At 60.7% G+C, this 18,780-nt stretch carries 17 protein-coding genes; 12 read left to right on the forward strand and 5 right to left on the reverse strand.

Annotated features, from left to right (window positions below):
• The first annotated feature begins 62 nt into the window (after positions 1-62).
• The 7 genes from ppc (at position 63) to KVH01_RS02165 (ending at position 7,277) form a co-directional block, all read left to right on the forward strand.
• Complete coding sequence (gene ppc / locus KVH01_RS02135; protein ID WP_217880287.1) at positions 63-2,690, forward strand: phosphoenolpyruvate carboxylase; 2,628 nt, start codon at positions 63-65, stop codon at positions 2,688-2,690.
• Positions 2,691-2,970: 280 nt separating this feature from the next.
• A complete protein-coding gene (gene adk, locus KVH01_RS02140) occupies positions 2,971-3,618 on the forward strand; it encodes an adenylate kinase (RefSeq protein ID WP_217880288.1) in 648 nt (215 codons plus the stop codon).
• Between the two features lie 89 nt (positions 3,619-3,707).
• Positions 3,708-4,394 (forward strand): tRNA (adenosine(37)-N6)-threonylcarbamoyltransferase complex dimerization subunit type 1 TsaB, encoded by a 687-nt coding sequence (gene tsaB, locus KVH01_RS02145; protein WP_217880289.1) that lies wholly within the window; start codon positions 3,708-3,710, stop codon positions 4,392-4,394.
• 160 nt (positions 4,395-4,554) lie between these two features.
• On the forward strand, positions 4,555-4,857 hold the full coding sequence (locus KVH01_RS02150) for a hypothetical protein (RefSeq protein ID WP_217880290.1): 303 nt from the start codon (positions 4,555-4,557) through the stop codon (positions 4,855-4,857).
• Positions 4,857-5,720: a DUF72 domain-containing protein gene (locus KVH01_RS02155; protein ID WP_217880291.1), complete on the forward strand. Its 864-nt coding sequence runs from the start codon at positions 4,857-4,859 to the stop codon at positions 5,718-5,720. Before KVH01_RS02150 ends, KVH01_RS02155 begins: the two co-directional genes overlap by 1 nt.
• 27 nt (positions 5,721-5,747) lie before the next feature.
• Positions 5,748-6,575, forward strand: a complete 828-nt coding sequence (locus KVH01_RS02160) for an isocitrate lyase/PEP mutase family protein (RefSeq protein ID WP_043050909.1) — start codon at positions 5,748-5,750, stop codon at positions 6,573-6,575.
• A 3-nt stretch (positions 6,576-6,578) separates the two neighbouring features.
• The gene (locus KVH01_RS02165; protein WP_217880292.1) at positions 6,579-7,277 is read left to right on the forward strand and encodes an extensin-like domain-containing protein; all 699 of its coding nucleotides are present in this window, start codon (positions 6,579-6,581) and stop codon (positions 7,275-7,277) included.
• Positions 7,278-7,280: 3 nt separating this feature from the next.
• Here the strand turns inward: KVH01_RS02165 and KVH01_RS02170 are convergent, their stop codons facing one another.
• Positions 7,281-7,901, reverse strand: a complete 621-nt coding sequence (locus KVH01_RS02170) for an energy transducer TonB (protein ID WP_217880293.1) — start codon at positions 7,899-7,901, stop codon at positions 7,281-7,283.
• Positions 7,902-7,997: 96 nt separating this feature from the next.
• Here KVH01_RS02170 and KVH01_RS02175 point away from each other — a divergent pair, with 96 nt between their 5' ends.
• Complete coding sequence (locus KVH01_RS02175; protein WP_217880294.1) at positions 7,998-8,780, forward strand: class I SAM-dependent methyltransferase; 783 nt, start codon at positions 7,998-8,000, stop codon at positions 8,778-8,780.
• Positions 8,781-8,819: 39 nt separating this feature from the next.
• Here the strand turns inward: KVH01_RS02175 and KVH01_RS02180 are convergent, their stop codons facing one another.
• Entirely contained in the window at positions 8,820-9,455 is a 636-nt protein-coding gene (locus KVH01_RS02180; protein WP_124411669.1) for a TetR/AcrR family transcriptional regulator, read from the reverse strand.
• A 93-nt stretch (positions 9,456-9,548) separates the two neighbouring features.
• Between KVH01_RS02180 and KVH01_RS02185 the strand changes: the two genes are divergently transcribed.
• The 3 genes from KVH01_RS02185 (at position 9,549) to KVH01_RS02195 (ending at position 14,103) form a co-directional block, all read left to right on the forward strand.
• Positions 9,549-10,649: an efflux RND transporter periplasmic adaptor subunit gene (locus KVH01_RS02185; protein WP_217880295.1), complete on the forward strand. Its 1,101-nt coding sequence runs from the start codon at positions 9,549-9,551 to the stop codon at positions 10,647-10,649.
• A 3-nt stretch (positions 10,650-10,652) separates the two neighbouring features.
• Positions 10,653-13,718 carry an efflux RND transporter permease subunit gene (locus tag KVH01_RS02190; RefSeq protein WP_217880296.1) on the forward strand — a complete coding sequence of 1,022 codons (3,066 nt, stop codon included), beginning with the start codon at positions 10,653-10,655 and terminating at the stop codon, positions 13,716-13,718.
• 142 nt (positions 13,719-13,860) lie between these two features.
• On the forward strand, positions 13,861-14,103 hold the full coding sequence (locus KVH01_RS02195; protein ID WP_217880297.1) for a type III secretion protein: 243 nt from the start codon (positions 13,861-13,863) through the stop codon (positions 14,101-14,103).
• A 592-nt stretch (positions 14,104-14,695) separates the two neighbouring features.
• Here the strand turns inward: KVH01_RS02195 and KVH01_RS02200 are convergent.
• The 3 genes from KVH01_RS02200 to plsB are packed head-to-tail and all read right to left on the reverse strand — an operon-like array spanning position 14,696 to position 18,385.
• Positions 14,696-15,385: a DUF4197 domain-containing protein gene (locus tag KVH01_RS02200; protein ID WP_124376671.1), complete on the reverse strand. Its 690-nt coding sequence runs from the start codon at positions 15,383-15,385 to the stop codon at positions 14,696-14,698.
• 27 nt (positions 15,386-15,412) lie between these two features.
• The gene (locus KVH01_RS02205; protein WP_217880298.1) at positions 15,413-15,814 is read right to left on the reverse strand and encodes a YbaY family lipoprotein; all 402 of its coding nucleotides are present in this window, start codon (positions 15,812-15,814) and stop codon (positions 15,413-15,415) included.
• Between the two features lie 51 nt (positions 15,815-15,865).
• Positions 15,866-18,385 (reverse strand): glycerol-3-phosphate 1-O-acyltransferase PlsB, encoded by a 2,520-nt coding sequence (gene plsB, locus KVH01_RS02210; RefSeq protein ID WP_217880299.1) that lies wholly within the window; start codon positions 18,383-18,385, stop codon positions 15,866-15,868.
• A gap of 181 nt (positions 18,386-18,566) precedes the next feature.
• Between plsB and KVH01_RS02215 the strand changes: the two genes are divergently transcribed.
• Positions 18,567-18,776 carry a cold-shock protein gene (locus KVH01_RS02215; RefSeq protein ID WP_043050897.1) on the forward strand — a complete coding sequence of 70 codons (210 nt, stop codon included), beginning with the start codon at positions 18,567-18,569 and terminating at the stop codon, positions 18,774-18,776.
• Positions 18,777-18,780: the final 4 nt, after the last annotated feature.

Below are 18,780 nucleotides of genomic sequence, written 5' to 3' on the forward strand. Positions count from 1 at the left end.
ACCGATGCCGACGGCACTCTGGAACACTTGCGCGTCCCGGATTTCTGGCTGGAGATTGGCTGATGAGTGATATCGATGCACGCTTGCGTGAGGATGTTCACCTGCTGGGTGAACTGTTGGGCAATACCATTCGAGAGCAGTACGGCGATGGTTTCCTCGATAAGATCGAGCAGATCCGCAAAGGCGCCAAGGCCGACCGACGCGGCGCCGGCGACGAGTTGAGCACCCGTCTCAACCAGTTGCAGGAAGACGAATTGCTGCCCGTGGCCCGGGCCTTCAACCAGTTCCTCAACCTGGCCAACATTGCCGAGCAGTATCAGTTGATTCATCGACGCGACGAGTCGCAACCGGCGCCGTTCGAATCGCGGGTCTTGCCGGAGTTGCTGGCGCGCCTTAAAAGCGAAGGCCACAGTGATGAGTCCCTGGCCCGTCAGTTGGCGCGGTTGGAGATCGAGCTGGTACTGACCGCCCACCCTACCGAAGTGGCCCGCCGCACCCTGATCCAGAAATACGATGCAATCGCCGCGCAATTGGCCTTGCAGGATCACCGTGACCTCACCAGCGCCGAGCGCGAGCAGATCCGCACACGCCTGCAACGATTGATCGCTGAAGCCTGGCATACCGAAGAAATCCGTCGCATCCGGCCCACCCCCGTAGACGAAGCCAAATGGGGCTTTGCGGTTATCGAGCATTCGCTTTGGCACGCCATTCCCAATTACCTGCGCAAGGCTGATCAGGCCCTGTTTGCCGCTACCGGGCTGCGCCTGCCACTGGAGGCAGCGCCGATTCGCTTTGCGTCGTGGATGGGCGGTGACCGTGACGGCAACCCGAATGTCACCGCGCCGGTCACCCGTGAAGTGCTGTTGTTGGCACGCTGGATGGCGGCGGATCTGTATTTGCGTGACGTCGATCACCTGGCCTCCGAGTTGTCGATGCAGCAAGCCAGCCCGGCGTTGCAGGCCAAGGTTGGTGACAGCGTCGAGCCCTATCGCGCGTTGCTCAAGCAACTGCGCGAACGCCTGCGGGCCACCCGGCAGTGGGCCCACGCGTCGTTGACCGCCAGTACGGCGGTGTCTGCCGAAGTGTTGCAGGACAACCGTGACCTGCTGGACCCGCTGGAGTTGTGCTACCAGTCGCTGCATGAATGCGGCATGGGCGTGATTGCCGATGGCCCGCTGCTCGACTGCCTGCGACGCGCCGTGACCTTCGGCCTGTTCCTGGTGCGCCTGGATGTGCGCCAGGATTCCAGCCGCCACTCGGCGGCCATGACCGAGATCACTGACTACCTGGGCCTGGGGCGTTATGAGGACTGGGACGAAGACGCGCGCATCAGCTTCCTCACCCAGGAGCTGGCCAATCGTCGGCCGTTGTTGCCAGGCTATTTCAAACCGTCGGCGGACACCGCCGAAGTGTTGAATACCTGCAGGGAAATCGCAGCGGCTCCGGCGGCATCATTGGGTTCATACGTTATCTCCATGGCGGGCGCCGCGTCGGATGTGCTGGCGGTGCAGTTGCTGCTCAAAGAATCGGGCGTACAACGGCCGATGCGCGTGGTACCGCTGTTTGAAACCCTGGCCGACCTGGATAACGCCGGGCCAGTGATGGAGCGGCTGTTGCAACTGCCGGGCTATCGCGCACGGTTGCAGGGCCCGCAGGAAGTGATGATCGGCTACTCGGACTCGGCCAAGGACGCCGGCACTACCGCTGCGGCCTGGGCACAATATCGAGCGCAGGAGCGCCTGGTGGATATTTGCCGTGAGCAGCAAGTTGAGTTGCTGCTGTTCCACGGACGTGGCGGCACGGTCGGCCGTGGCGGCGGTCCGGCTCACGCGGCGATCCTGTCGCAGCCACCGGGCTCGGTGGCGGGGCGGTTCCGTACCACGGAACAAGGCGAGATGATTCGCTTCAAGTTCGGCCTGCCGGATATTGCCGAACAAAACCTCAATCTCTATCTGGCCGCCGTGCTGGAAGCGACGCTGTTGCCGCCGCCACCACCGCAGCCGGCCTGGCGTCATTTGATGGATGAACTGGCGGCCGACGGTGTCAGCGCTTACCGTGCCGTGGTACGGGAAAATCCGCAGTTCGTTGAATACTTCCGCCAGTCCACCCCGGAGCAGGAGCTGGGTCGTTTGCCCCTGGGCAGTCGACCGGCCAAGCGCCGGGCCGGTGGTATTGAAAGCCTGCGTGCCATTCCGTGGATCTTCGGCTGGACCCAGACGCGCCTTATGCTGCCTGCCTGGCTCGGTTGGGAGGCAGCATTGAGCAAGGCGCTGGAACGGGGTGAAGGCCCGTTGCTGGAGCAGATGCGTGAGCAGTGGCCGTTCTTCCGAACGCGCATCGACATGCTGGAAATGGTGCTGGCCAAGGCGGATGCCGATATTGCCCGCCTTTATGACGAACGCTTGGTGCAGCCGGACTTGCTGCCATTGGGTGCGCACTTACGCGACCTATTGTCGCAGGCGTGTGGCGTGGTGCTTGGCCTGACCGGCCAGTCGCAGCTGCTGGCCCATAGCCCCGACACCCTGGAGTTCATCCGTCTGCGCAACACCTACCTCGACCCCTTGCACTTGTTACAGGCCGAGTTGCTGGCACGTTCGCGTCAACAGGAGGCCGCGCAAGACAGCCCTCTGGAACAGGCGCTGCTGGTGTCCGTCGCCGGTATTGCCGCCGGTTTGCGCAACACCGGTTGAGGTTTCTTGCGTGTTCTCAACGGCTTGCGGATAAACCCCGATGACCGCCCTGAAAAGGGCGGCCATCGTTTGAAGGAGCGGGTTGCGCTCGGGCACACCCCGTCGCTGACGCATGCCGGGCGTGGGTTTCTCCTACTTTTGGCGGCTTGTATGGTAAGGGCCCGCTGTGTATCTTGATCAGCCTTTGGCCGTTTGATCGGCCTGGAACCACATTTTTACGAGATTGGCCCCACGCGGCGAATCCGAGCGTCATCTCTATAAAAAATTGAGGAGCACATCGATGCGCGTCATTCTGCTGGGAGCTCCCGGGGCCGGTAAAGGTACTCAGGCAAAGTTCATCACTGAAAAATTCGGCATTCCACAAATCTCCACCGGCGACATGCTCCGTGCGGCCGTCAAGGCTGGCACCGAGCTGGGCCTGATCGCCAAGAGCGTGATGGACAGCGGTGGCCTGGTCTCCGATGACCTGATCATCAACCTGGTCAAGGAGCGCATCAGCCAGGACGATTGCAAGAACGGTTTCCTGTTCGACGGCTTCCCGCGCACCATTCCCCAGGCTGAAGCGCTGGTGAAGGCGGGTGTTGAGTTGGACGCCGTGGTCGAAATCGCCGTTGAAGATGAAGAAATCGTCCAGCGGATTGCCGGCCGCCGTGTCCACGAAGGTTCGGGCCGCGTTTACCACATCGTCTACAACCCGCCGAAAGTGGAAGGCAAGGACGATGTCACCGGCGAAGACCTGGTGCAGCGCAAAGACGATACCGAAGAAACCGTGCGTCATCGCCTGTCGGTCTACCACTCCCAGACCAAACCGCTGGTGGATTTCTACCAGAAGCTGTCCGCAGCCGAGGGCAAGCCGAAGTACAGCCATATCCCTGGCGTAGGTTCGGTAGAAGCCATCACCGCCAAGGTGTTGCAAGCGCTGAGCTGATTCAGCTATCCGCTTGTGTACAACGGCCCGCTTGCGGGCCGTTGTTGTTTATACTGGCGCACTTTTTTCCGACTTGGACACCTACACCGATGAGCACCCTGCTGGCCCTGGACACCGCGACTGAAGCTTGCTCCGTTGCCTTGCTGCACGATGGCAAGGTAACGAGCCACTACGAGGTGATCCCGCGCCTGCATGCGCAGAAGCTGTTGCCGATGATCAAGCAGTTGCTTGAAGACGCCGGCACCACCCTGGCGTCTGTGGATGCCATCGCCTTCGGTCGTGGCCCCGGTGCCTTTACCGGCGTGCGTATTGCCATCGGCGTGGTGCAGGGCCTGGCCTTTGCATTGGAGCGTCCGGTATTGCCGGTGTCCAACCTCGCCGTGCTGGCCCAACGCGCATTGCGTGAGCACGGCGCCACGCAAGTGGCGGCGGCGATTGATGCGCGCATGGATGAGGTCTATTGGGGCTGCTACCGCGAGACCGCCGGTGAAATGCGTCTGGTGGGTGTGGAAGCGGTACAGGCGCCGCAAGCGGTGACATTACCGGATGACGCCAGTGGGGATTGGTTTGGTGCCGGCACGGGCTGGGGTTATGGCGAACGCATCAAGGTGCAGTTGGCAGGACGGGACGCTGCGATGTTGCCCCATGCTGAAGATTTGCTGGCATTGGCACGGTTCGCATTCGAGCGCGGCGAGGCCATTGCGGCAGATCAGGCGGCACCGGTTTACCTGCGCGATAAAGTGGCGCAGACCAAGGCCGAACGCGGAATTATTTGACGTCAAGAATGTAGGCATCCGGTGGCAAATGTCGCCAATCGTCAGAATTTGCCGCAGTTTTTAAACCTTTTACGAATTATGTGTTCTAGTTATCACCAGAGCATTTGCGCACCACGGAAAGTGCCGCTAAATTGCCATCATTGATACCGAGTCTGCATGTATGCGTATAGACGGCTTTTCCTCACAGTCCTACCCACTCAAGCGTAAGCCGCGCAAGGCGAACGTGACGGTAGACGATAGCGTCGAGGATTCGCCGGACTTCATCGAAGTCCACTCTGAGTCGCCATCACGCGCCCAAGGGGCTGCAGGCGCCCGTACCAGCGGCGTTCCCGCCCGTCAGCAAGACATGGTCTTCCCCCGCTCCATGAGCAAAAGCGTTGCCACCGCCTTGGCCAGTTACCTGACCACTGCCGGCTTTGTCGAGTGGGATATGGAAGTGCTGGGTCTCGACATCCATATCTGATGGGGTTGTTGCCTTACTACATCGGCTGCCCGTCCTGGAGTGAAAACGCCTGGCGCGAATACCTGTATCCCTTGGATGCTCGTTCCAGCGATTACCTCGGTCTCTACTCCCAGGTCTTCAACGCCGTTGAAGGCAATACCACATTCTATGCGCGCCCCTCGGCCGTCACTGTGCAGCGTTGGGCTGACATCATGCCCGATGACTTTCGCTTCACCGCCAAATTCCCCGGGGATATCAGCCGTGCCGGCGACTTGCGTGAGCAATTGCCGGCGGCGATAAGTTTTGTCGGGCTGATGAGCCCTCTGGGGGCGCGCGTTTCGCCGCTGTGGCTGCAACTTTCCAAGGGTTTTACACCGCAACGCCTCGCTGAGCTGGCCGGGTTCCTTGATGGCATTGATCGTCCGCTGGCCGTGGAAGTCAGGCATGAGCAGTTCTTCGCCAAAGGCGACGCCGAACGCATGCTCAACCGCCTTTTACGTGACCGTGGCGTCGAGCGCATTTGCCTGGATCCCCGTGCACTGTTCAGTTGCACTTCCACGTCAGCGGCGGTACTGCATGCCCAGGCAAAAAAGCCCAGGGTGCCACCGCGCCCGGCGGCGCTGACCCAGTTTCCCCAGGTGCGTTTTATCGGCCATCCGCAGCTTGAGGCCAACGACCCGTTCCTGATCCCCTGGGTGGAAAAGATCGCCAGCTGGATCGAAGAGGGGCGTACGCCCTACATGTTCCTGCACACCTCGGATAACCGCCTCGCAGCACAACTCGCCCTGCGCTTTCACGCCAAACTGATGGCGCGCCTGCCCGGCTTGCCGTCGCTGCCCACCTTGCATCGAGCGCCCGAAGCGGAGCAACTGGGGTTACTCTAAGGCTCCTTTTCTCGCCAGGAGTCAGTCATGGATGCCCAAACCCTACGCGCCGAAACCTTCAAGGCCCTGCATGAGCGTGACCGCGCGTTTGTGATGCCCAACCCCTGGGATGCCGGCTCCGCGATCATGCTCGCCAGCCTGGGCTTCGAGGCGCTGGCCACCACCAGCGCGGGTTATGCATTCAGCCTGGGGCGGCCGGATGCGGAGGGCGCCCTGACCCTCGAGGACACTCTGCTCAATGCTGCGATGATCGCCAACGCCACCACGCTGCCGGTCGCGGCGGACTTGGAAAACGGCTTCAGTGATACCCCCGAAGGCTGCGCCCAGACCATCCTGCGGGCGGCGGCCAGCGGGATTGTCGGTGGCTCCATCGAAGATGCCACGGGCATTGCCGTAGATCCGATCTATCCCTTTGATCTGGCTGTTGAGCGTGTGGAGGCCGCCGTCGCCGCCGCCCGCAGTTTGCCATTCCCCTTCACCCTGACCGCCCGCGCAGAAAATCTCCTGCATGGCCGCCTCGATCTGCCCGACACCCTTCGGCGCCTGCAGGCCTTTGCCGAAGCCGGCGCCGACGTGCTTTATGCCCCGGGCTTGCGCAGTGCCGAAGAGGTGCTGGCGGTGGTCAAGGCTGTGGCACCTAAACCCGTGAATGTGTTGATGTCCGGTGGCCTTAAGCTCAGCGTGGCACAGTTGAGCGCGATGGGCGTCAAGCGCATCAGCATCGGCTCGGCCATGGCGTTGGCGGCGTATGGCGAATTCTATCGCGCTGCGCGGGAAGTCCATGAACAGGGCACATTCACCTTTACCGAGCGTTCGATGTCTTATGCCCAGGCCACTCAATTTTTCAAGGGCTGAGCCGTGAGCTGGATAAAAGTGTCGGGTGCGTTGCTATTGCTGGCGTGCGCGTTCGCGCTGGCAGTTTGGCGTGGCTGGGTGCCGATGCCGGCTGAATGGAATCCCTGGGCGCCTTTGGATGTGCGCGCCAGCCCGAACCTGCTGACGCGCTACAAGCTTAGCCGTTTGCAGGATGACCCGGCGCTGTGTGATCAGGTGTTGAAAACCTCCGGCCTGCGGGTGAGTCGCCAGGCGGATACCGCGACCGATGCGGCGTGCCCCTTGCGCAATATCTTGCGGGTGCAGGACGCTGACGTGGCCTTGAGCAGCAGCTTTCTCGCCAGTTGCCCGCTGGCCGTAGCGTTTGCCTTGTTCGAGCGTCACCGTCTGCAACCGGCAGCCCAGGCGATTTTTGGCCAGAGGGTGAGTCGCGTCGAACATTTGGGCAGCTTTGCCTGTCGCAATGTCTACAACCGAGCCGAAGGACGACTCAGCCAGCACGCCTCGGCCAATGCCCTGGACATCGCCGGTTTTCGCCTGGCCGATGGGCGCAGCATCAGCGTGCTCAAGGATTGGCCGGGGGAGGGTGACGGTGCGCGGTTCCTGCGCCAGGTACGCGATGGCGCTTGCGGCGATTTCAACGTGGTATTGAGCCCGGACTACAACGCGGCGCATCGCAACCACTTTCATCTGGATATGGGGCGGTGGTGGGTGTGTCGCTGAGGTTTAAGCGGCCAGGCGCAGGTTTTGGGTGACCAGCGGGCGTGCCCAGTAGTAGTCGAAATCCAAGGCCTTTTGCTGTTCCATGAGCTCTTCTTCAGGGTAAGGCGCAGCAGCCGGTGGCAACAGGTCCAGTTCGAACTCGGCAATCGGCAGGTGCAGGGGGCGTGGCTGCGGCGCCGGGCCTGGCGCTGGCAGCGGTTGGCCGGCGTTCAGGACAATCGGCCGTACCCAGCCACTGTCGAAATCCTGCATGCGCTGCTGGGCGATGATTTCATCTTCCGGGAACGGTGTCGCGGCCGGTGGCAGCAGTTCGGTTTCGAATTCGGCTATCGGCAGGAACAGCGGCTCGGGCGGCGCGATCTCGATGTCTTTCACCTCGCACTCACGTTGGGTGAGGATCTGCGACAACAAGTCGGCGCCTTCACTGGGCTCAACCGCTGGGTCCAGCGGTGCTGGCGCCTTGGCGGCCAGCGCCTGCGGCGTTTCACCGAGCTGCTCGGCCAATGCCCGGGCGAAGAAGTCCTGCCACACATGACTCACCCCGGCCAGCGCTTGGGTATTGCGCAGGCCGTAGTGGTTGTGGGTCGGCAGTACACCGATGGTTAGAGGAAGAATGTCTGACATTTTTCTCGGTCGTCGCTCAGCTCTGGCAAAATACCTGACTGTTGTTTTTATCGGCCGTTTTTGGCCGATCCTTAATATTTTCGAGCGTAGCGATTGATGAGCGAACAACCAGCGGCCAGCCGCATCCAGGTCGAGGCGTTGGCCGACAGTTTCCAGGTCCGCGCCGAGCAGTGGGCTGCGCTGTTGGGCTTGCCCCTGCAGGTGGCGGATGCGGATTTTTCCCTGCAAGTCGGGGAGCAGGGCCTGCAACTGCAACAGCTTGGGCCTGATGCGCCGGGGCCCGTGCGGGTCGACTTTGTCGAGGGCGGGGCGGCGCACCGGCGTCTATATGGCGGTGGCAGCGGGCAGATGATCGCCAAGGCCGTGGGCATTGCCCAAGGCGTGCGGCCCCGGGTGCTGGACGCCACGGCTGGCTTGGGCAAGGACGCGTTCGTACTCGCCAGCCTGGGGTGCGAGATGAGCCTGATCGAGCGCCAGCCGTTGATCGGCGCCTTGCTCGAAGACGGCCTGGCACGGGCTGCGCAAGATGTTGAAGTGGCACCGATTGTGGCGCGCATGCAACTGCTCAAGGGCAACTCCATCGACGTGATGCTTAATTGGGAAGGTGAGCCGCCGCAGGTGATCTACCTTGATCCGATGTTTCCGCATCGTGAGAAAACTGCCCTGGTGAAGAAGGAAATGCGCCTGTTCCGGCCGCTGGTAGGCGATGATCCGGATGCACCGGCGTTGCTCGCGGCTGCCCTGGCGCTGGCCAGCCACCGCGTGGTGGTCAAGCGCCCGCGCAAGGCGCCTTGCATTGACGGGCCGAAGCCGAGCCATGCATTGGATGGTAAATCCAGCCGTTATGACATCTATCCTAAAAAAGCCCTGAAACCCTGAGGTTGGTCGCTCCCACGCAGGCGCGTGGGAGCGATGGGTTCAGGGCCTGAATGCGCGCATAAACAACCTCACGACCTCCTGCACATGCTCCTCGGCCTCTACGGCGCTCAGCTGTCCGCCGCAGCCATACAACAAGCGAAAATTCGCCGTGCCCTTGAGCAGGCAAAAGAAGTGTTCGGCTGCCTTGAATGGTTTATCGATGCGCAGGGCACCGCTCTGGTCAATCTTGCCGAGCAGGCGCTCCATGCCTTGCAGCATGCGCATGGGGCCGGCCTCGAAGAAGATTTGTGAGAGTTTCACGTCCTGATTGCCGCTGGTCATCATCAGGCGATGCAGGTTCACCGACTCCTCGCTGTTGATCAGCCGATGGAAGCCCCGTGCGATGTTCAGCAGCACCGTCTCGACGGGCATGCCTGCGGGCAGCTCGAAGTACATCACCGGCAACTGCTCTTCACACTTGGCCACCACCGCGGAGGTGAACAGCGTCTCCTTGTCGGTGAAGTGGCTGTAGACGGTTAGTTTCGATACGCCGGCCGCCAGGGCGACGGCATCCATACTGGTGCTTGCGTAACCCTTGCTCAAGAACAGGAATTTCGCCGCTTCGAGGATCGCCTGGCGTTTTGCCATGTCCTTGGGACGCCCGGGGCTGGCGGTGTTCACAGGATTGTCGGACATTTTCACCTTTAATACTGGACTGGCGAGTTTGGTATTAATAACATACCGGCCAGTATAATTATTCCTAGCACTATTTGCGAAAGGTCCTTCAGCATGCGCAGCGCCGTCCTGCCCCTTGCTTTGTCTGTCAGCCTGGTCTTCCTGTTGGCCGCCTGCGGCCATGAAGAAGCGACCCCAACCAGCGTCCGCCCAGCCATGGTGGTACAACCGCAACCCTCCGCGCAGGCGATGGACAGTTACCCCGGCGAGGTGCGTGCCCGTTATGAACCGGACCTGGCCTTTCGCATCGGTGGCAAAGTCAGCAAGCGCCTGGTGGAGGAGGGGGAGCGGGTCAAAACCAATCAGCCGCTTGCCGAACTCGACCCCCAGGATGTGCGCCTGCAACTGGAAGCCACCCGTGCCCAAGTGGCTGCCGCCGAGGCCAACCTGAGCCTGGTGCGCGCAGAGCGTGATCGCTACAAGACCCTGATGGATCGTCAGATGGTCAGCCGTTCGCAGTACGACAATTCCGAAAACCTCTACCGAGCGGGTGAAGCACGCCTGAAGCAGATCAAGGCCGAGCACGAGGTCTCGAGCAATCAGGCCGGCTATGCTGTGCTGCGTGCGCCTCAGAACGGAGTGGTCGCCAAGCGTGCGGTGGAAGTGGGACAAGTGGTTTCTGCTGGCCGGACTGTGTTCACCCTGGCCACCGATGGCGAGCGCGAAGTATTGATCAGCCTGCCCGAACATGGCTTTGGCCGCTTCAAGATTGGCCAACCGGTGTCGGTGGAGTTGTGGAGCCAGCCGGATCAACGCTTCGCCGGGCGCATTCGTGAGCTGTCACCTGCCGCCGACCCGAAATCACGCACCTTCGCCGCTCGCGTCGCCTTCACGGGTGGCAAAGTACCCGCCGAGCTGGGCCAAAGTGCCCGTGTGTTCATACAAGCTGACGGTGTCATTCCACTGTCGGTGCCGCTGTCTGCCCTCAGCGCCGAGAATGGCGCGTCCTACGTCTGGCGCGTGCAGCCGGACAACACGCTTGAGCGCATCCCGGTGCGCATTGGCGCCTTCGGTGAAAAAACCGTGCCTGTACTGGAAGGCTTGACCCCCACCGACTGGGTGGTTGCCGCAGGCGTGCATGTGCTCCATGAGGGCCAGCAAGTGCGCCCGGTGGATCGCTCCAACCGTGTGGTGAATCTGGCGGCCAAGGAGTAGTCCATGGGTTTCAATCTCTCCGAATGGGCGTTGCGTAATCGCCAGATCGTGCTGTTCCTGATGATCCTGCTGGCGGTGGTTGGCACCTTGTCCTACACCAAGCTGGGGCAAAGCGAAGACCCGCCCTTTACCTTCAAGGCCATGGTGATCAAGACCAACTGGCCCGGCGCCACGGCCCAGGAAGTGTCGCGCCAAGTCACCGAGCGCATCGAGAAAAAACTGATGGAGACCGGTGAGTACGAGCGCATCGTGTCCTTCTCGCGCCCTGGTGAATCACAGGTGACCTTCATGGCTCGCGATTCGATGCCTTCGGCGCGAATTCCTGAGCTGTGGTACCAGGTGCGCAAGAAAATCAGCGACATCCGCCAGACCTTGCCGCCGGATATCCAGGGACCGTTTTTCAACGATGAGTTCGGCACCACTTTCGGCAACATTTATGCCCTGACTGGCGACGGCTTTGACTATGCCGTGCTCAAGGACTATGCCGACCGCATCCAGATTCAACTGCAGCGGGTTCCGGACGTAGGCAAGGTCGAGTTGCTTGGCCTGCAGGACGAGAAGATCTGGATCGAGCTGTCCAACCTCAAGCTCGCCACCCTCGGGTTGCCATTGGCAGCGGTACAGCAGGCGTTGCAGGAACAAAATGCGGTCTCGACCGCCGGTTTCTTTGAAACCCCGAGCGAGCGCGTGCAGTTGCGGGTATCGGGCAATTTCAAAACCGTGGAGGAAATCCGCAACTTCCCGATCCGTGTGGGGGATCGCACCTTCCGCATCGGTGATGTGGCCGACATCCACCGTGGCTTCAATGACCCTCCGGCACCGCGCATGCGTTATATGGGCGCAGACGCCATCGGCCTGGCCGTGGCCATGCGTGACGGTGGGGATATTCTGGTGCTGGGTAAAGCCCTTGAAGGTGAATTCGCACGCTTGCAGAAGAACCTTCCTGCAGGCATGGAGCTGCGCAAGGTGTCCGACCAACCGGCAGCGGTGAAGACCAGTGTCGGCGAATTCGTTCAAGTACTTGCCGAAGCATTGGCGATTGTATTGCTGGTGAGTTTTTTCTCCCTCGGTGTGCGTACCGGCATGGTGGTTGCCCTGGCGATTCCGCTGGTACTGGCGATGACCTTTGCCACCATGTATTACCTCGGCATCGGCCTGCACAAGATTTCCCTCGGCGCCTTGGTCCTGGCTTTGGGCTTACTGGTGGATGACGCGATCATCGCCGTGGAAATGATGGCGATCAAAATGGAGCAGGGCTACGATCGCCTCAAGGCTGCCAGCTTCGCCTGGACCAGCACCGCGTTCCCCATGCTCACCGGTACGTTGATCACGGCGGCGGGCTTCCTGCCGATTGCCACCGCGCAATCGAGCACTGGCGAATACACCCGTTCGATCTTCCAAGTGGTGACCATCGCCTTGCTGGCTTCCTGGGTGGCCGCCGTAGTGTTCGTACCCTACCTGGGGGAAAAGCTCCTGCCGGACCTTGCGAAGATTCATGCGGCCAAGCATGGCGCTGATGGTCCTGATCCCTACGGCACGCCTTTTTACCAGCGCGTAAGACGTTTGGTGGAGTGGTGCGTACGTCGGCGTAAGACGGTCATCGTCCTGACCTTGCTGTTGTTCATTGGCTCGGTTGCGTTGTTCCGCTTCGTGCCGCAACAGTTCTTCCCGGCGTCCGGGCGCCTGGAGCTGATGGTCGATCTGAAACTGGCCGAAGGTGCCTCCCTGAGCAACACCGCCGACCAGGTCAAGCGCCTGGAGGCGTTGCTCAAGGAACACGCCGGCATCAACAATTACGTGGCTTATGTGGGCACCGGCTCGCCGCGCTTTTACCTGCCTTTGGACCAGCAATTGCCGGCCGCCAGCTTTGCGCAATTCGTGGTGCTGGCTAACACCATCGAGGAACGTGAAAGTCTGCGCACCTGGCTGATCGAAACGCTTAACGAGCAATTCCCCGACCTGCGCTCGCGGGTCACCCGCCTGGAGAACGGCCCGCCCGTGGGTTACCCGGTGCAATTTCGTGTGACTGGCGAGCACATTGAAGAAGTCCGCGCACTGGCCCGCAAAGTAGCGGCCAAGGTTCGCGAAAACGCCCATGTGGTCAACGTGCACCTGGATTGGGAAGAACCGAGCAAAATCGTCTACCTGAACATCGACCAGGATCGTGCGCGTGCCCTCGGCGTGAGCACCGCAAACTTGTCGAAGTTCCTGCAGAGTTCCTTGACCGGTTCCAGTGTCAGCCAATACCGGGAGGACAATGAATTGATCGAGATCCTCCTGCGCGGCACTGTCCATGAACGTACCGAGTTGTCGCTGCTGCCAAGCCTGGCGGTGCCTACCGACAATGGTAAAAGCGTGGCGCTCTCGCAAATCGCCACCCTCGAGTACGGTTTTGAAGAGGGCATTATCTGGCACCGCAATCGCCTGCCGACAGTGACCGTGCGCGCCGATATCTACGGCAAGGAACAACCGGCGACATTGGTCCAGCAGATCCTGCCGACCCTTGCACAGGTGCGTACCGAACTGCCGGACGGCTACCTGCTGGACGTGGGCGGCACGGTTGAGGACTCCGCTCGTGGGCAGAACTCGGTGAAGGCGGGCGTGCCGCTGTTCATTGTGGTGGTGCTGACGTTACTGATGCTGCAATTGCGCAGCTTCTCACGCACCGCGATGGTCTTCCTCACCGCGCCGCTGGGGTTGATCGGCGTCACCCTGTTTCTGCTGGTATTCCGCCAACCCTTCGGTTTCGTTGCCATGCTCGGCACCATCGCTCTGTCGGGGATGATCATGCGCAACTCAGTGATCCTGGTGGACCAGATCGAGCAGGACATTAAGGCCGGCCTGGCGCCCTGGCAGGCGATTATCGAAGCCACCGTCCGACGTTTCCGCCCCATTGTGCTGACGGCCCTGGCAGCCGTGCTGGCGATGATTCCGCTGTCGCGTAGCGTGTTCTTCGGACCGATGGCCGTGGCGATCATGGGCGGATTGATTGTGGCGACGGCGTTGACGCTGCTGTTCTTGCCGGCGCTGTACGCGGCATGGTTCAGAATCAGGAAGGATGGGGTGTAAATCTGCGAATGTTTTGGTAAGCCGGGCGGGAACCTTTTTTTCACGCTTGCCACATATGGTTACCTGTTCGACAGGTATTTAATCCGGTCGATTTTTATCGCCAGGATCAAGTTTCCAGAACATTCATAGAGGTGGAACTGAGATGCTACTACAAGCATTGGGTAACTTTTATACCGGGATCGGCATGCTGCTGGGTGGTGGTCTAAACCAGATGGGCTGCAACAAGCATTCGCATAATGATTCTGTCAGTCGGCGTGAGCTGACTGATGCGCTCGAATCCTTTAAATACGACAATTCACAGCCCAAGGGCAATATCACAATCAACAACAGCATTGCCAACGCCAATGCCAATAGCAACACCCAATTGGGTCGCTCAACGCATTGAGTGAGCGTTTGTCACTTTTTGTCATTGGGTGAACGGCAAGCACTTCGCGCGCCGCGAAGTGTTTGCCGTTTACGATCAAGCAATGCTCCATGGGCCAGGCTGTTGGCTGGTTATCCGCGCTGATTTACATGCTGATGCAAACACCCAGCAGCTCAGTTGGAACGCCTGCGCCTGTTTCCCCGACTCAGAAATGCCTGATGGACAGGCAGAAGACTTGGCATCGCCATCTGGCGGCCAAGCCGTTTTCAATGAGTATATGGAGAGTTCTACATGTCGTTTTTTAATGCCATTGCAGCTTTCAAAGGGGCGTTTCTCGGGGCTTTGCTAGGTAATCATTTTCCCCGTGATGACGTTGGCACCACCCGACCCTACAGGCCTGATGAAGGGGCTTCGGGCCATCACCGTCCCCACTTCAGCCACGCCCGACCCGTGACGACATACCAGCATCAACAACCGGTCAGCGGCTATCACTCGCCCCACAGACCCTTGTACCCGCTTTTTCGTTGAGCCATTAGTAGGCGTTACCTGAAACCACTGCGCCAAGGCCGTAAGAAGCGGCCTTGGCGCAGTGGTAAACAGGTGCAACTGAGGGTTACAGCGCCCCAAACACCTTTTTCGCCAGACTGGTGGCTGCAGCGGCCGGATTCTTGCGAATGGTCTCTTCCTGTTGCGCAATCATCTTGAACAACCCGTCCAGTGCCTGCTCGGTCACGTAGTTTTCGACGTTGGCGCTCTTGGCATCCACGGCACCGAAAGCTGCGGCTTTACCGGCCAGGGCGTTGTACTGCTGGGCGACGCCGACCTTGTCGGTGGCGGCCTTGACGATGGGCAGGAACTTGGCGCGGATTTCCTCGCGGCTGCTCTTGTTCAGGTATTGAGTGGCGGAGTCCTGACCGCCACTGAGAATGCCCTTGGCGTCGGTCACACTCATCTTCTTCACGGCGTTGACCAGAATCGGCTGGGCCTGGGTCACGGCGGTCTCAGCCGCCGCGTTCATGCTGGTTTCCAACTGAGTGACCTGGTCACCCATGCCAAACATTTTCAGCTTGTCGGCGACTTTGCCGAGTTTGCCCGGCAGGCCGATTTTTACTTCCGGGTTGTCGCTGAAACCACCAGGCTTACCCAATTGCTTCACGGCGATCTGCGCACCTTGGGTCAAGGCATCCTTGAGGCCGCCGCTGGCGTCGCCCTGGGACAGGCTACCGAGATCCAGGGCCATGGCATTGGCGCCGAACATCAGCCCGGCGCACAGGGCAGTAAGGCGAAGAGTTTTACGGAGCATTGGCGCTTCCTTATGACTGTTGAATGATCAGTGTGCGACCGCATCGACCCGCAGGCGCAGCGGTTGGGGATCCTGGCCGTTGAGCTTCACGGCGTGCCGCTCGGTGGTGATAAACAGTAGCTTGCCGTCCAGCTCGATGCGAGCGCTCAACGAGTAGGTGTGACCGGGCTTGACCTGGGCCGGGTCGTAGCTCAGGTGAAACGGTAGCGGCACCTGACCTTTGACCGGGCCTTTCTGTTCGGCGAGGATCACGGTCGCAGTGTCCATCAGGGACACGTCTTGCAGGCTGACACTCAGTGTGGCGGCAGGCGGCAAGGCGATGCGTTGCAGGTAGAACACTTCGCCGTCGAGGCTGGCCTTCGGGGTAGGGGTCATCGAGTGGCAGGCTCCGAGCAGGGCAGTCAGGCCCAGGAGGATGATCTTTTTCATGGTGCAGCTCCTTTTCAACGGCGCCGGAATCCGCCCGGCGCCTCAGTCAATCTAGCGGCTTTCTGTAGGGGGCAGCGCATCCGCTTCGGCCGGTGCCTCGGCGGCGCCATCCACGCGGTGCAAGGCGACCTGGCGGATCGACAGGCGGATATCGGCCGGCAGCACGCGTTTGGCGGCGCCTTCGGCCAGCTCGCCAAGCAGGTCGTGATAGCCCAGTTTGCCGGCTTCATCGCGGCGCAGCACATCTTGCTCCAACAACGTCTGGATGAAATGTCGGAAAAGACTTTTGTCGAAGAACTCCGGTGCGTTGAGGCCGTGCAGGATCGACAGGCGCTGGGCCATGATCGTGCACAGGTCTTCCAACTCCTCGGCGCTGATGCTGTTCTGGCCACTGTTGAGCAGCAGCGAGATCGCCATGTAGAAGCGCTGCAGGGTCTGGGCGATGCTTTTGGACAGCAGCGTCAGCAGCACAAACTGCCGCGAGCTCGGTGCCGGGCGCAGGTACACGTTGTTTTCGAAGCGCAGCAGGCCTTGTTCGACGAACGCGTCCAGCCATTGGTCGACCACGGTGTCCAACTCCTCCAGCGACCAGCGGATGAACAGCTCCGATTGCAGGTACGGGTAGAGCGCCCGGGTGTAGCGCAGGATCTGTTCGCGGCTCATCCGCGAGCTGCTTTGGAAGAAGCTCGCGAGCAACGCCGGCAGGGCAAAAATGTGCAGCACGTTGTTGCGGTAGTAGGTCATCAGGACGGCGTTCTGTTCGTCCAGGTAGACGATCTTGCCCAGGGCGTCGCTCTGTTCCGACAGCAGCTTCATGTCCTTGACGTGCTTGATCAGCGCCAGGCCATCGCCTTCCGGCAGGGTGGTATGGGGCGAGTAGGGCACGCGGCGCAACAGCGCCAGGTACAGGTCCAGCTGGCGCGCCATGGCTTGCTCATCCAGGGCCAGGCGCGTGGTCGACAACAGTGCCAGGGCCACCAGGTTCACCGGGTTGATCGCTGCAGCTTCGTTCAAGTGCCGCGCCACCTGCTCGCCGAGTCGGTTGGTGGTTTCGTTGAGCCAGGCCGGCTTGTAGTTCGGGCCCAGTTCCTGGGCGCGCCAATCCGGTTGTTCGGCGTCGAGGAATTCGGCCAGCTTGATCGGTTCGCCGAAGTTGACGGCGACTTGGCCAAAGCGCTGCTTGAGGGCGCCGACCACTTTGAAAATATCGAAGATCGATTCTTTCTTTTTGCTCGCGCCGCGCAGTTCCCCCAGGTAGGTGCGACCTTCGAGCACGCGTTCATAGCCGATATACACCGGCACGAACACGATCGGCATGCGCGAGGAGCGCAGGAAGCTGCGCAGGGTAATCGCCAGCATCCCGGTTTTCGGTTGCAGCATGCGTCCGGTGCGCGAACGCCCGCCTTCGACGAAATACTCCACCGGGAAACCCTTGGTGAATAGGGTATGCAGGTATTCATTGAACACCGAGGTGTACAGCGGGTTGCCCTTGAAGGTGCGGCGCATGAAAAACGCCCCGCCACGGCGCAGCAGGCTGCCGATCACCGGCATGTTGAGGTTGATGCCGGCGGCGATGTGCGGTGGGGTCAGGCCATTCTTGAACAGCAGGTAAGACAGCAGCAGGTAGTCGATATGACTGCGGTGGCAAGGCACGTAGATCACCTCGTAGCCTTGGGCCACCTTCTGCACGCCTTCGATGTTGTTGACCTTGATGCCGTCGTAGATCTTGTTCCAGAACCAGCTCAGCACCACTTCCAGGAAGCGGATCGCGGTGTAGGTGTAGTCCGAAGCGATCTCGTTGCCATAGCGCAGGGCCAGGGCCTTGGCTTTTTCCGGAGAGATCTTCTCGCGTTCGGCCTCATCCAGGATGGCCTGGCGGACCAGCGGCATATTGACCAGGCCCTTCACCAGATTACGGCGGTGGGACAGGTCGGGACCGATCACCGCCGTCTTCAGGTTACGAAAGTGCACACGCAGGATGCGCTGGGCCATGCGCACGGTGCGTTCGTGGCCTTTATTGTGCTCGATCAATTCACGCAGGTTGATGGGCGCGGAGAATTGCACGCGGGTCTTGCGCCCCAGGATCAGGATGCTCAACAACCGGCGTAGGCGCCCGGTGACCGCCCAGCTATCGGCGAATAACAGCTTCCACGGGCTGGACTCGCTTTCGGGGGATTGGCCCCAGAACACGCTGACCGGAATGATTTGTGCATTCTCTTCGGCGTGTTCGGTGAGGGTATTGACCAGGCGCGCCAGGGTGGGCGGCGTACCGCGCTTGTCCTGGCGGCCGAGCCAATCCGGATCCGGCGTGAGGTAGAAGAACGCCGCGGGCTCCAGCAACGGCCCCACCGATACCGGCAGCACCGGGCGCGGCAGGCCGGCCTTGGTGCACTCGGCATCGACCACGGCCAACTCGGTAAGGGAGGGGGATTGCAGGACGTAGAAAACCGGCCGGCTGCGGTCCAGGTTAAGGGTTAGGGACGACTGGTTGATCGTCTCGGAGCGAACCCAGAGGTACAACAGTCGGCGCAAGGTGCCAAACACCAGACGGCGGAACGGGGAGCGGGTCATAGGCGAACTGCTTCAAGTGGAAAAAAACCGAGCAGGCGCTCGGGCGGGTAGTGTGCCGTATTCGCCGAAAATCGGCAAAAAAGCAGCGATGTAAAGTTGAGTTGATGGTTTTTGAGCCTGTCTTATACTCGGCGGTTCAATGCAACCGACTCAACAATAAAAACCAAGTGGGAGTGAACTGATGGCAACGCGAGAGACGGGCAGTGTGAAGTGGTTCAACGATGCAAAGGGCTACGGCTTTATTCAGCGTGAGGATGGCAAGGATGTGTTTGTGCACTACCGCGCCATTCGTGGTGAAGGCCACCGTTCGTTGGCCGAGGGCCAGCAGGTGGAGTATGCCGTGGTGACGGGTGAGAAGGGCTTGCAGGCCGAGGATGTGGTCGGTTTGTAAGTTC

Source organism: Pseudomonas khavaziana, from assembly GCF_019145205.1.
GTDB lineage: Bacteria > Pseudomonadota > Gammaproteobacteria > Pseudomonadales > Pseudomonadaceae > Aquipseudomonas > Aquipseudomonas khavaziana.

Coding starts and splice junctions, on each gene's coding strand:
- KVH01_RS02170 (WP_217880293.1), bottom strand. CDS start 7,901: ATGTCAGACATTCTTCCTCTAACCATCGGTGTACTGCCGACCCACAAC.
- tsaB (WP_217880289.1), top strand. CDS start 3,708: ATGAGCACCCTGCTGGCCCTGGACACCGCGACTGAAGCTTGCTCCGTT.
- KVH01_RS02160 (WP_043050909.1), top strand. CDS start 5,748: ATGGATGCCCAAACCCTACGCGCCGAAACCTTCAAGGCCCTGCATGAG.
- KVH01_RS02205 (WP_217880298.1), bottom strand. CDS start 15,814: ATGAAAAAGATCATCCTCCTGGGCCTGACTGCCCTGCTCGGAGCCTGC.
- plsB (WP_217880299.1), bottom strand. CDS start 18,385: ATGACCCGCTCCCCGTTCCGCCGTCTGGTGTTTGGCACCTTGCGCCGA.
- KVH01_RS02185 (WP_217880295.1), top strand. CDS start 9,549: ATGCGCAGCGCCGTCCTGCCCCTTGCTTTGTCTGTCAGCCTGGTCTTC.
- KVH01_RS02200 (WP_124376671.1), bottom strand. CDS start 15,385: ATGCTCCGTAAAACTCTTCGCCTTACTGCCCTGTGCGCCGGGCTGATG.
- KVH01_RS02150 (WP_217880290.1), top strand. CDS start 4,555: ATGCGTATAGACGGCTTTTCCTCACAGTCCTACCCACTCAAGCGTAAG.
- KVH01_RS02190 (WP_217880296.1), top strand. CDS start 10,653: ATGGGTTTCAATCTCTCCGAATGGGCGTTGCGTAATCGCCAGATCGTG.
- KVH01_RS02175 (WP_217880294.1), top strand. CDS start 7,998: ATGAGCGAACAACCAGCGGCCAGCCGCATCCAGGTCGAGGCGTTGGCC.
- KVH01_RS02195 (WP_217880297.1), top strand. CDS start 13,861: ATGCTACTACAAGCATTGGGTAACTTTTATACCGGGATCGGCATGCTG.
- ppc (WP_217880287.1), top strand. CDS start 63: ATGAGTGATATCGATGCACGCTTGCGTGAGGATGTTCACCTGCTGGGT.
- adk (WP_217880288.1), top strand. CDS start 2,971: ATGCGCGTCATTCTGCTGGGAGCTCCCGGGGCCGGTAAAGGTACTCAG.
- KVH01_RS02155 (WP_217880291.1), top strand. CDS start 4,857: ATGGGGTTGTTGCCTTACTACATCGGCTGCCCGTCCTGGAGTGAAAAC.
- KVH01_RS02180 (WP_124411669.1), bottom strand. CDS start 9,455: ATGTCCGACAATCCTGTGAACACCGCCAGCCCCGGGCGTCCCAAGGAC.
- KVH01_RS02215 (WP_043050897.1), top strand. CDS start 18,567: ATGGCAACGCGAGAGACGGGCAGTGTGAAGTGGTTCAACGATGCAAAG.